Origin of the sequence: Pseudalkalibacillus hwajinpoensis (assembly GCF_015234585.1) — a bacterium.
Classification (GTDB): Bacteria; Bacillota; Bacilli; order Bacillales; family Guptibacillaceae; genus Guptibacillus; species Guptibacillus hwajinpoensis_B.
Map to the genome: position 1 here is coordinate 931165 of NZ_JADFCM010000008.1, position 12265 is coordinate 943429.

The 12265-nt window shown below is 39.6% G+C and carries 13 protein-coding genes; 9 read left to right on the forward strand and 4 right to left on the reverse strand.

Annotated features, from left to right (window positions below):
* Positions 1-21 precede the first annotated feature (21 nt).
* The 3 genes from IQ283_RS16540 (at position 22) to IQ283_RS16550 (ending at position 2475) form a co-directional block, all read left to right on the forward strand.
* Positions 22-657: a GTP pyrophosphokinase gene (locus IQ283_RS16540; protein WP_194221210.1), complete on the forward strand. Its 636-nt coding sequence runs from the start codon at positions 22-24 to the stop codon at positions 655-657.
* A gap of 26 nt (positions 658-683) precedes the next feature.
* Complete coding sequence (locus IQ283_RS16545; protein WP_194222277.1) at positions 684-1484, forward strand: NAD kinase; 801 nt, start codon at positions 684-686, stop codon at positions 1482-1484.
* Between the two features lie 115 nt (positions 1485-1599).
* Complete coding sequence (locus tag IQ283_RS16550; protein ID WP_194222278.1) at positions 1600-2475, forward strand: RluA family pseudouridine synthase; 876 nt, start codon at positions 1600-1602, stop codon at positions 2473-2475.
* Here the strand turns inward: IQ283_RS16550 and prpE are convergent.
* Both prpE and IQ283_RS16560 read right to left on the reverse strand, forming a co-directional pair.
* A complete protein-coding gene (prpE, locus tag IQ283_RS16555) occupies positions 2459-3193 on the reverse strand; it encodes a bis(5'-nucleosyl)-tetraphosphatase PrpE (RefSeq protein ID WP_194221211.1) in 735 nt (244 codons plus the stop codon). The genes IQ283_RS16550 and prpE overlap by 17 nt on opposite strands.
* 96 nt (positions 3194-3289) lie before the next feature.
* On the reverse strand, positions 3290-4474 hold the full coding sequence (locus IQ283_RS16560; protein WP_194221212.1) for an FtsW/RodA/SpoVE family cell cycle protein: 1185 nt from the start codon (positions 4472-4474) through the stop codon (positions 3290-3292).
* A 272-nt stretch (positions 4475-4746) separates the two neighbouring features.
* On the opposite strand from IQ283_RS16560, the gene mgtE reads away from it, so the two are divergent.
* The 4 genes from mgtE (at position 4747) to fabI (ending at position 9134) form a co-directional block, all read left to right on the forward strand.
* Positions 4747-6108 (forward strand): magnesium transporter, encoded by a 1362-nt coding sequence (mgtE, locus tag IQ283_RS16565; RefSeq protein WP_194221213.1) that lies wholly within the window; start codon positions 4747-4749, stop codon positions 6106-6108.
* A gap of 39 nt (positions 6109-6147) precedes the next feature.
* Positions 6148-7995 carry a monovalent cation:proton antiporter family protein gene (locus IQ283_RS16570; protein ID WP_194221214.1) on the forward strand — a complete coding sequence of 616 codons (1848 nt, stop codon included), beginning with the start codon at positions 6148-6150 and terminating at the stop codon, positions 7993-7995.
* Between the two features lie 119 nt (positions 7996-8114).
* Positions 8115-8267 (forward strand): hypothetical protein, encoded by a 153-nt coding sequence (locus IQ283_RS16575; RefSeq protein ID WP_194221215.1) that lies wholly within the window; start codon positions 8115-8117, stop codon positions 8265-8267.
* A 90-nt stretch (positions 8268-8357) separates the two neighbouring features.
* Positions 8358-9134, forward strand: a complete 777-nt coding sequence (fabI, locus tag IQ283_RS16580) for an enoyl-ACP reductase FabI (protein WP_194221216.1) — start codon at positions 8358-8360, stop codon at positions 9132-9134.
* 33 nt (positions 9135-9167) lie between these two features.
* On the opposite strand, the gene IQ283_RS16585 is transcribed toward fabI, so the two are convergent.
* On the reverse strand, positions 9168-9725 hold the full coding sequence (locus tag IQ283_RS16585; protein ID WP_194221217.1) for a hypothetical protein: 558 nt from the start codon (positions 9723-9725) through the stop codon (positions 9168-9170).
* Between the two features lie 246 nt (positions 9726-9971).
* On the opposite strand from IQ283_RS16585, the gene IQ283_RS16590 reads away from it, so the two are divergent.
* Together IQ283_RS16590 and IQ283_RS16595 are read left to right on the forward strand one after the other, a co-directional pair.
* Positions 9972-10193: a hypothetical protein gene (locus tag IQ283_RS16590; protein WP_194221218.1), complete on the forward strand. Its 222-nt coding sequence runs from the start codon at positions 9972-9974 to the stop codon at positions 10191-10193.
* A gap of 72 nt (positions 10194-10265) precedes the next feature.
* Positions 10266-11177: a glycosyltransferase gene (locus tag IQ283_RS16595; RefSeq protein WP_194221219.1), complete on the forward strand. Its 912-nt coding sequence runs from the start codon at positions 10266-10268 to the stop codon at positions 11175-11177.
* A 17-nt stretch (positions 11178-11194) separates the two neighbouring features.
* Here IQ283_RS16595 and IQ283_RS16600 read toward each other — a convergent pair whose 3' ends face one another.
* A complete protein-coding gene (locus IQ283_RS16600) occupies positions 11195-12259 on the reverse strand; it encodes a glycosyltransferase family 4 protein (protein ID WP_194221220.1) in 1065 nt (354 codons plus the stop codon).
* Between the last annotated feature and the right edge of the window lie 6 nt (positions 12260-12265).

Consider the following 12265-nt stretch of genomic DNA (forward strand, 5'->3'; position numbering starts at 1 on the left):
ATCGTCGTTGGTGGTGGTTGGATGAAAAATTGGGAAGAATTTTTAGCACCGTATAAACAAGCAGTAAATGAATTGAAAGTGAAATTGAAAGGCATTCGAGAGCAATTTGAAAAGGCGGATGATCATTCACCTGTTGAATTTGTTACTGGGAGAGTAAAGCCGATTTCAAGTATTCTTGATAAAGCCAAAACGAAACACATACCGCTCAATAGACTGCAGGAAGAAATGCATGATATTGCAGGTGTTCGTGTGATGTGTCAGTTCGTAGAAGATATTAATAAAGTCATTCATCACCTTCGTGGTAGAAAAGATTTTGATATCGTTGAGGAACGAGATTATGTGACGAATCAGAAAGTAAGCGGCTATCGATCATACCATGTGGTCGTTCAGTATCCAGTTCAAACGATTCAAGGAGAACAAATGCTGCTCGTTGAAATACAAATTCGAACACTTGCTATGAATTTCTGGGCGACAATTGAGCATTCTTTGAATTATAAATACAATAAGAAAATACCTGATGATGTCAAAAAGCGCCTCCAACGAGCCGCTGAAGCAGCTTCCAAACTTGATGATGAAATGTCTGAAATTCGCGGTGAGATTAAGGAAGCTCAGAAAATCTTTATGCAAAAGAAAGAAAATGAACAAAAAGAAAGCTGAAAACTAAACTAGACGAGGTGCCTAAATTGAAATTTGCGGTAAAGTCAAAAGGGGATCAAACCTCCAATCAACTTCAGCAGCGCATCAAAAATTATTTACGTGATTTCGATCTGGACTATGATGAAGCAGAACCGGATATTGTCATTTCGGTTGGCGGTGATGGGACACTACTACACGCTTTTCATCATTATCAAGATCGCCTGGATCAAACAGCCTTTGTAGGTGTTCATACTGGACACTTAGGTTTCTATGCGGACTGGACCCCTGAAGAAGTCGAAAAGCTCGTCATCCATATTGCAAGGACTCCTTTTCAAATTGTAGAATATCCATTGCTTGAAGTAACGGTTCGCTATTTAAATAGTTCCAAAGAGAACCGCTATCTTGCGCTAAATGAATGTACAGTCAAAAGTGTAGAGGGATCTTTAGTGATGAATGTTGAAATAAAAGGTGATCTGTTTGAAACGTTTAGAGGAGACGGTCTCTGTATTTCAACGCCATCTGGTAGTACAGCCTATAATAAAGCGTTGGGCGGGGCGATCATTCATCCTGCACTTCCTTCCATTCAACTTTCAGAAATGGCATCTATCAACAATCGCGTCTTTCGTACTGTAGGATCTCCACTTGTGCTTCCGCAGCATCATACGTGTCTTCTGCGACCGGTGAACGATGCTGACTTTCAAATTACGATTGACCATCTGTTCTTATTGCAACAAGATGTAAAGTCCATTCAATATCGAGTAGCAGAAGAGAAAGTAAGATTCGCGCGTTTTAGACCGTTTCCTTTCTGGAAAAGAGTAAAGGAATCATTTGTCGATGAAGTATATTAAAGCGAGGCAGTACTGTTCATGAGTTGAACGGTGCTGTTTTTTTCGCTCTATTACAAAAGAATGCCTATCATGAAAAATTTTATAATACACGAGGTGAGTTTGCTTGAGCGTTAGAATGACGTGGAACGTAGAAGAGAAGGATGAAGGGATGCTGCTAAGGGAATTCCTTCTTACGGAAAAGAATTTATCAAGAAGTATGTTAACAGATATTAAATTCAATGGAGGAAAACTTACGGTTAATAACATCAATCAAACCGTTAGAGCTGTCTTAAGGAAAGACGATACGGTGGAAGTCTTATTTCCAAAAGAAACTGTGAGCGAAACGATGGTAGCTAAAGAGATGGAACTTCGTATTTGTTATGAGGATGAGCACTTTTTACTTATCAATAAGCCAGCAAGCCTACCGACGATTCCATCTCGTCATTCAAAAGAATCACTCGCAGAAGGTGTTCTCTACTATTATCATACGCATAAGCTAGATCGAACGATCCACGCGGTTAATCGTTTGGATCGAGATACATCTGGACTCGTTTTATTTGCGAAGCACCGCTATGCACATGACCTTCTTTCAAGACAGCAGAAAAACAAAGAGATGAAACGACAATACGTTGCACTTGTTCATGGAGAAGTTAAAGGAGAAGGTGAAATCGATGCGCCAATAGGGAGGAAAGAGGGGAGTATCATTGAAAGGGCCGTTCGTCCTGATGGACAACACGCATTAACGAGTTACCGCACAATAAATCATTATAAAGGATTCTCCCTTCTTGAATTATCGCTAAAAACGGGGAGAACCCATCAAATTAGAGTTCATATGTCTTATCTTGGTCATCCGCTCTTAGGGGATGATCTCTATGGTGGAACGCATGCATTAATAAATAGACAAGCGTTACATAGTGCGAAGCTTGAGTTCTATCATCCTTTCCTAGAAAAAAAACTACGGTTTGTTTCAGAGCTTGAAGAGGATATGTTCTGTCTCATTCGAAAGAAGTGAATTTCTCAGGAACATAAGGCATTGATGATTGGACAGAAGTTGTTTTCAATTCGGGATAGCTAAGCGAAGTCAGTTTGCCTCCAAACACGCATCCTGTGTCAATGTTTATTGTATGATTCACCCATCTTGGTTCTTTCACTGGAGTGTGCCCATAAACAATAAGAGATTCTCCGTTATAATGCTTAGCCCAGTCTCTTCGAATAGGCATGCCGTTCGGATGAGATTCTCCTGAAATGTCGCCGTAGAGGACAAATGTTTTTACTTTTTTCCCAACTTGTCCGATATAATGCTTAGGAATTCCCGCATGTGCAGCAATTATTTCCCCGTCATCGAGGGATAAATAGAGTGGTGCATGTTCATAAAGAGAGATAAATTGACTTTTCACAGCCTCTTTCTCATCATTTGGGAGAGCATTTAGTTCAGCAACCGTTGTCTCCAGTCCATGTGTTTGCTGAACGTTTCGGCCGATAAAATACCGATAAAGCTTATTGCAATGGTTCCCAGGGCAATAGTAAGCCTGTCCGGTGCTAACGAGTTGTGAGACTACGTTAATCACAGCAAGTGATTCTTTTCCTCGATCGGTGATATCACCAGGAAAGACGAGTTTTCTGCCGTCAGGATGAACGGGAAGTCCACTTTCCCATGAATATCCGATTCGTTTGGTTAGTTCTATCAGTTCTTTATAACATCCGTGTATATCGCTGATAATGTCTAACAATTGGCAACCTCCTATCTCATCTCTCTATCATTACCCTATTGGACGACTATGTATCAAGGTTAAAGGCCAAATAAAAAAACCTGCCAATTTGGCAGGTTATTCAAACATATACGTTTTCGTTCGAGATCGGACGTTTAATACGAGTCCGACTGCAATCATGTAGGTTAAAAGTGCACTTCCTCCATAGCTTACGAATGGTAATGGGATACCAGTAATTGGCAATATCCGAATGGTCATTCCAATGTTTTGGAATACCTGGAATGTTAGCATCCCGATAACGCCTGCGCACAAATAGCTTCCAAAAGATTCATTGCTTTCAAGGGCTGTATGAATCATTCGGTAAATTAGCATGAAGAAAATGGAGATCGTAATACTTGCTCCTATGAATCCGAATTCTTCTCCAATCACAGCAAAAATAAAGTCAGTGTGCGCTTCAGGGAAGTAAACAGTACCGTCAGCGTATCCTTTCCCTTCTAATTTACCAGAGCCGATGGCAAGGATCGCTTTCGTCGCTTGATAGCCTGCATCTGTATACTCTTCAGGAGCAAGCCATCCATAGAATCGAGCGAGCTGATATTCATCAAGTAAGTAGGCTTTAAAGAACGCCGGAAACTTAAAGAAAATAAAGACAAGAGCAGATATTCCCGCAACCCCTAGTAAACTTAAAAGAGAGAGAAGTCGCCACCGTACGCCTGATACTAATGTAATACTAACAACAATGGCAGTGAAAACCATCGCAGTTCCAAGGTCAGGCTGAGCCATAACGATTAGAAGAGGCGCAGCTGCCACACCGAAAATTTTGGCTAATAACAAAAGGTCAGTTTGAATGGTTTTTGTTGGGTTTTTTTCATGATGGTTGACCGCTGTAGAAGCGATCGTAATAATCAAGAAAATTTTCATAAACTCTGATGGCTGTACACTTCCTAAACCAGGAAGCACAAACCAGCTTTTTGCCCCATTTCGAATCGGAGCAATTTGATAACTTCCAATATACTCAGGACTAACCGCAAGCAAGATTAGAAGAAGAATTCCAAATCCATAGAGATACCAGGATAATTGTTTAAAGCGATCAAAATCAATGACCAGTGTGAGCGAGAGGACAAACGCACCAACGAAATACCACGTTAGCTGTCTTCCTGCGAAGTTGAAGTTTTTTAATTCTCCAGGAAGTGACGCCTGTGCACTATAAATGGCGATAGTACTAATGCACATCAGGAGAAAGACAAAGAATAAAAGTGTGAAATCTATTTGTTGCCATGGTGTTTGATTGTCATTGTTCATGATATAATCCTTTCTAAAGAAAAGCGTTCCTTCTTTTAATCACAATTCCTATCTTATCTGAAATCCTTCCATTTGCAAATCGGTTCCTGTATTTATTTTTGACAAAATAACTACACACCGACTAAGATAGGAAGGTAATTTTACTTTATGACACTGATAAGTAGAAAAAACGTTCATCCTTAGAAAAGCTTATCGGAAATAAACGATAAATGCTATAGCCATATTTGAGTATTTACGCACTTTGTTACTAAAACATCAAGGAGGTGTGCAGAGTGGCTTACCAGGAGCAAGAAACGCAAGCTTTGTACGAAGCACTTATCCATCATTTAGAACAAGAAAGAATCGATGCCTTTCGGGAATTGTTTCTAGATATTCACCCTTATGAACAGTCTCAATTCTTCTTAACTGTATCAGAACAAATCAGGCTGCTTGTGTACACCTATTTATCACCAAGAGAAATGGCCGAAATCTTTCAGAATTTTGATATTGAAGAGCAAGAAGAATACATTTCGGAGATGGAGCCAGCTTATGCAGCTAAAATGCTCGCAGAGATGTATGCCGATGACGCAGTAGACGTATTAAATGAACTAAACCCTGAACAGATTGCAAGTTACTTAACCATTATGGATGATGATGCAGCTGACGAAATTAAGGAACTTCTTCATTATGAAGAAAAAACAGCTGGTAGTATCATGACAACAGAATTTGTATCGATTCGAGCACACCAAACGGTGAAGCGAGCGATGCAAATACTGAGACGTGAAGCACCTGAAGCAGAGACGATCTACTATATATTCGTATTAGATGAACAGAAAAGGCTCGTCGGGGTTATTTCTCTTAGAGATTTAATTATTGCAGAAGAAGATACGTTAATAGAAGAGATTATGAATGAGCGGGTTGTTTCCATTTCGGTCGGTGAAGATCAGGAGGAAGCCGCTAGAATTATGAGAGATTATGACTTTCTAGCACTTCCCGTTCTCGACTTCCAAAATCATTTGCTCGGTATTATCACACACGATGATATTGTCGACGTTATTGAGGAAGAAGCTTCAGAGGACTATTCAAAGCTTGCCGCTATTTCAGATGACGGTTCGTTTGATCGCAATCCATTCTCATCAGCGAAAAAAAGGTTACCATGGCTCATCATTCTCTTATTTCTTGGAATGATGACAGCAAGCTTAATTGGTCAGTTTGAGGTAACCCTCGATAAAGTCCCATTGCTAGCGGTATTTATTCCACTTATTGCTGGAATGGCAGGTAATACAGGAACACAAGCGCTTGCTGTTGTTGTAAGAGGTCTTGCTACTGGAGATTTTGAAGAGAATAGTAAGTGGGCGTTAATAGTTAGAGAAGCAGGAACTGGACTAATTACCGGTGCAACGTCAGGAGTTCTCGTCACCATTATTATTTTCTTGTGGAAAGGAACCTTTTTACTTGGTTTATTAGTTGGTTTTTCGTTATTATTTACGTTGATTGTTGCCACTCTTGCTGGTGCGCTAGTCCCACTCTTAATGCACAAACTTAACATAGACCCTGCCGTTGCTTCAGGGCCGTTCATTACAACTATTAATGATATTATCAGTATACTTATTTATTTTGGAATGGCGACTGCATTTATGAGTCAATTAGTCTAAAGACTAATTGACTGTGCAGACGTTTGAAGGAGGAAAGAAATGGAACACGGTGCATCCGTATCATCACTTGTTATCGTAGTCGTAATCGCATTTTTAATACCGTTTATCTTACACCGCTTCAGACTGAACTTTTTGCCAGTCGTAGTTGCCGAGATTATCGCCGGAATTTTCATTGGACAAAGTGGATTTAACCTTGTTCAAGGAGATACTTGGCTTGATACGCTATCAACTCTTGGTTTTATCTTCTTGATGTTCCTAAGTGGTCTTGAGATCGATTTCTCGGTTTTTGCGAGTAAAAAGAAAAAAGTAAAGCTACCAAGCGGTAAACTCGAACCGAATCGTGTTCTCGTCTCGTTTATCGTCTTTATTTTTGTATTTCTTGTATCGTACCTATTGTCTCTTCTATTCGTTGTACTTGGGTATACGGATAATGCCTTCTTTATGACGTTAATCATTTCAACCATATCGCTTGGTGTAGTGGTTCCTACGTTAAAAGACGCAAACATAATGAAGAGTAGTATCGGTCAAACGATTCTATTAATCGCCGTTATAGCTGACTTGGCTACAATGATTTTACTGGCGATCTTTGTTTCCCTGAATTCAGGGGGAGAAGGGAACATGTGGCTGCTTCTCATACTCTTTGGAGCAGGAATTTTGCTTTATTTCCTTGGGGCTTACTTCCGACATCTTTCCTTTATCGAGACGATGTCCAAGGGGACCATTCAAATTGGTACGAGAGCCGTCTTTACGTTAATTATTGTATTAGTCGGTATCTCTGAAACGGTTGGAGCGGAAAATATCTTAGGTGCCTTTCTTGCCGGTGCACTCGTTTCCTTGCTCTCACCAAATACGGAACTCGTGCAAAAGCTCGATTCATTTGGATATGGCTTTCTCATTCCTATTTTCTTCGTAATGGTTGGGGTAGAGCTAGATATCTGGTCACTTTTCCAGGATCCTAAAGTGTTAATTCTTATTCCATTACTGTTGATTGCGCTCTTTGCTTCAAAATTAGTGCCCGTTGTTGTATTGAAAAAATGGTATGATACGAAAACGGTTCTCGGTTCCGGCATGTTGCTAACATCAACGCTTTCTCTCGTTATTGCAGCAGCTGAAATCGGAGAACGAATTGATATCATTGATGATCAGCTGTCATCTGCTTTAATCTTAGTGGCGATTATGAGCTGTATTCTAGCACCAATTCTTTTCAAGAAACTAATGCCGAAGCCAGAAGAAAGCTCTCATGCGAAGAAGCTGGCGATCATCGGAGCAAACCAAATCACTTTGCCTATCTCGCTGGAACTTAATCCTGCCAATTATGAAACATCGATTTATCATACGAAGCAGGAGAAAGTGGACTCTGAGAAACAAAGCAGTCATTTTAAAGTAATTGAGCTTTCGGATTATAGCATTGATACACTAAAGAAAAGCTCTGTCTTCGATGCCGATATCCTCCTCATTTCTTCTGGAGATGATGAAACGAACTCGGATATTGCGGTATTCGCGAAAGAATATGGAACAGATCGCGTCATTGCTCGAATTGAATTAACAGAAATAGCCGATCAGCTAAGAGAGCTTAATATTGATGTATTCTCTGTTTTCTTCTCAACAAAAGCCTTGTTAAAAGCGCTCATCGAGTCTCCTGGAGTCGTTAATATCTTCACTCGTGAAGAAAATGCGCTATATCAAATTAACATGAACAATGTGGAATACAACGGTGTGCCACTGCGTAGCTTCCCATATCTCGGTGATACGATCATAGTACGAATTTTCCGTGGTAAGGATTCGATTGTCCCTCATGGTGACACTGAGCTCCGAATTGGTGATCGCTTAATTGTGACAGGAAGCAGCGATAGTGTAGAAGAAGTTCGAACGTTGCTAAGTTATTAATTTTCAGCCCCTTCTCTTAGAGAGAGAGGGGGTTTTTTACGTTAATAAGAAAGGAGCATAAATGCGACGAACAAGGTGATACTTTTTACCATACGGTTATAAATGGAGGGTGAAGGTGAATGGATGTTGAAAGTCCGAAAGTGATTTGTCCTGTATGTAAAGGAAGTTGTGATATGGAAGAATCTCTTACAGCTCAGTCAAATCAAAACGTCATATTTGAGTGTCCAATATGCGGTTATGAGAGACGAAATATTCAAACAAATAAAGGATGAAGAAATCCACATGGTGCATGTTCACTAAAGCATGTTATACTTAGGACGTGGTGCTAATAACTAATAATAAATTCGAGGAGGAGCATGGATATGAACCTGTCTCTTGAGAACCGTACATATGTTGTCATGGGCGTTGCAAACAAACGTAGCATTGCCTGGGGAATTGCGCAGGCGCTAAGCAGTGCCGGTGCTAGATTGATTTTTACTTACGCAGGTGAGCGTCTTGAGAAGAATGTTCGCGACCTTGCTGGAACGCTAGATCGTGATGATTCTATTATTTTACCGTGTGATATTACGAATGATGAAGAAATCGAAGCGACATTCGCTCAGATTAAAGAAGAAGTTGGTGTTATTCACGGACTTGCTCACTGTATCGCCTTCGCGAAAACAGAAGAATTAAAGGGCGAGTATCTTGAAACGACGCGTGAAGGTTTCTTGCTAGCGCATAACATTAGCTCATATTCACTCACAGCTGTTTCAAAAGCAGCTCGTCCACTTATGACTGAAGGAGGAAGCATCCTTACGATGACTTACCTTGGTGGCGAACGTGTTGTGAACAACTACAACGTTATGGGCGTAGCAAAAGCCTCGCTTGACGCAAGTGTGAAATACCTTGCGAACGACCTTGGAAAAGACAACATCCGTGTAAACGCGATTTCGGCTGGGCCAATCCGTACACTTGCTGCAAAAGGAATTAATGATTTCAACTCTGTGATTAAAGAGATTGAAGAGAAATCTCCGATGCGTCGTACTGTAACGAAAGAAGACGTCGGAAACACAGCGCTGTTCTTAATGAGTGATCTTTCTGGTGGAATTACTGGCGAGATGATTCATGTGGATAGTGGGTACAATATTATCGCGACATGATTGAAAAAACCACGACAAATGTCGTGGTTTTTCTTATGCTTGATTTGCGATTGAAATAGCACTTAATGAATTGATGTCAACCACATAAACCTGTGGAGATAGATCGATAACAGATTCATAGGTGAATTTAGCACAGCCGGTTTTATGATTATAGCTAAGGAGTGTAAAAGGTGTTGGTGCTTTTGCCCCTGATTCAAGGATAACAAAGCCTGCTGTTCCCTTCATGTGAAGATAAACAAGAGGTCTTCTTGGAAGTAATAATTCATGATCCTGGTGCAATAGTTCTTTCAAAAGCGACGTGATGCAATCGTGGTCTTTCATGTCATGCTTTTTCTCACACTTTGATTCATGCTTTTCCTCACATTTTGAATGGTGTTCCTCTTTTTCACACTTGCAATTACAGTGTACTTCTAATTTCCACTCTCCATCATGCTTCGTCCATTTTGAATGATGGTCGTCCTTATCGCATTTGCATTTATGTTGCTTATCTTCGTCTTTCTTATCGCACTTTGAATCATGCTTACGATCCCATTTAGAACCGTAATATTTCTTACTCTTGGGACAGAATTCATCTGAGAATAAAGTACTCAATTAATCGACATCCTTTCTAAACATATTTACCCGATTCTGAAAAGGTCAGGTCTAGTATAATGTATTAAAAAAGGTACAAGTTGCACCGGCTAATCGACCATTTCTTTAAAATTAGGTGATCCTTCGTCAAAGTTCCGTCCATTTTTATGATTAATAATCATTTTGTCCAAACAAGCTTGTATCGTTTTCATATGATTAATAGAACGGGAGTAGTACTACCGAAATCAATGAAAAGGATGGGTTGCGATGTTAACATTTAGAGCACTTTTGCATCAGATGAAGAATTCAAACACAATCATAGATACTGTTTACACGTTTGATACGCACGAGATGGAAGGTGAACCTAATATTATCGGGGTTACAGTTGTTGAAGTAGGCTTTGATTTTGTCATATTTAATCAACCTGGTTCTGGTGCTACAGGAGCAGTACTCGTTCCAATTGACAAAATTGTATCAATGGACTATTAAGAAGATTTTTGTTAAAGGTTTCTATTATTGAAACCTTTCTTTTTTATGTCCAGTTATAAAGGAGTGGAATGATTGAGGAAAGTATCAATTTTATTTATTACGAATAAAATAGATCATTATGTTGAAAAAAGCACGACGTATTTGATTTCGGAGTTAGAGAAGCAAAGTAACCTTATGCTATGGCATGATCATGGTGATATTCATTCCATTCTTAATAACTTCAGTACAAAGCCAGATTTTATTCTACTAAATGATTTTCATCCTACTTACGGACGGTACATTACAGGACTCAACCAGATTAAAATACCAATAGGCATGATAATGCACGATTTACATTATAAAAAAGGTGCTCGGACAAAATTGATGAGAGAGATCCGACCATCCTTGATTTTCACCCATTATCGTGATGCATTTCTAACCTTCTATCCTGAATTCCAAGACCAAATGATTTGGTTTCCTCATCATGTGCCAGAACACATCTTTTTTGACTATCAGCTCGAAAAAGAAATCGATGTGCTCATGATAGGCTCCTTGATTCCAAAGCTTTACCCATTAAGAAATCACATATATGAACAGATGAAACAAAGGAAGGGATTCATTTATCACACTCATCCTGGTTATGGTAAGGAGGGTGACAGAGGCATAACGGGTGAAGGATATGCTCGAGAAATGAATCGCTCAAAGATTTTTGTTACATGTCATTCGATTTATCAATATCCATTGTTAAAATACATGGAATCGCTAGCCTGTCATACGCTTCTTCTAGCTCCGGCTACCAGAGAACTAGAAGACCTAGGGTTTGTTGATCAGGAAACATTTGTAGCAATTGACGAAACTAATTTTTCGGAGCGTGCGACCCAGTATTTAAGTAGTGAAACAGAGAGAAATAATATTGCCAAAAGAGGTTATGAAATGGTAAGGAAAAAGCATTTAACATCGGTTAGAGTGGCAGAAATGATTCAACACATTCAGCAAGTTATTTGAATGTGTTGTTTTTTTATCTATGGAATTTTCATCATTTCAATGAATTTAGTTGCATATGTTTCTGGGTTTAAAAGGTAAGTGATGTGATTTTTTGCTTGTATTTTGATGAGATTTCGTAAAACGTCATTAGATAACATGTCGATTCCTTCTGTAACGGCATCAATCATGTTAGTGAGGTCAATAAGTTTACCTGATTGATTATGAAGAACAAAGCTTCTTACACCATCTGAATCTGTCGTAACGACTGGACAGTGACAGCTGATCGCTTCAACTAATGCGTAGCCAAAGCCCTCCACTAACGAAGTAGAGCATAAAAATCCACCTGAATCACCGATCATGGAAAAATACTTGGCCATTTCTATATTAGGCACATTGGAGTAACAAGTGATAATTTCATTCAGTCCAAGTTCACAGCATGAAGTTTCAAATGCTTCCTTTTCGCTCGTAAATGCCAATGTAGGATCATGAAACATCCATATGACTAAATTAGGTTGTCGTTTTCGCAGTTCAAATACGTATTCCAGGAACCCACGCCAATTTTTATTGGACTCCAGCCGACCCACCCATCCGATAATGGGGGCAGAAGAAATCGATGGCGAGTTAATATATTTAAACCGATTTGTATCAAAACAATTATGGAAAGAATAAACAGGGAAATTCGGAATATATTTTTCCACTAATGAAGCAAGGTGAGGCGTGCGAGGATAAAAGATTGCGTCAGCATAAGTCGTCACATGACGATGGGCTCGCTGCATCCACCGTTCAGCTTCTGGCATCGTTCCGAGGCCCTGTATTTCATAAATCAACTTTCCCTCATAACCGAGAGAACGAATACGCTTAAGAAATAAATGATCGGAGCAAACCATTATAAGCGTATAGTGATTTTTTTCGATTAATGCTTTGATCTCTTGATCATTGTTCGTCACATAAACAGGTATATCACGAATATTGGCATAGCCGCTTCCTTGCTGCATATACAGAAGTTCGCATGAGACGCCTGCTTCTTTAAGTGCAAGACATCTTTCTCGATTTAATGTTTCAACACCACCACTCGGTAAATAATAGACAAAAAGAACTTTCATAGTTAG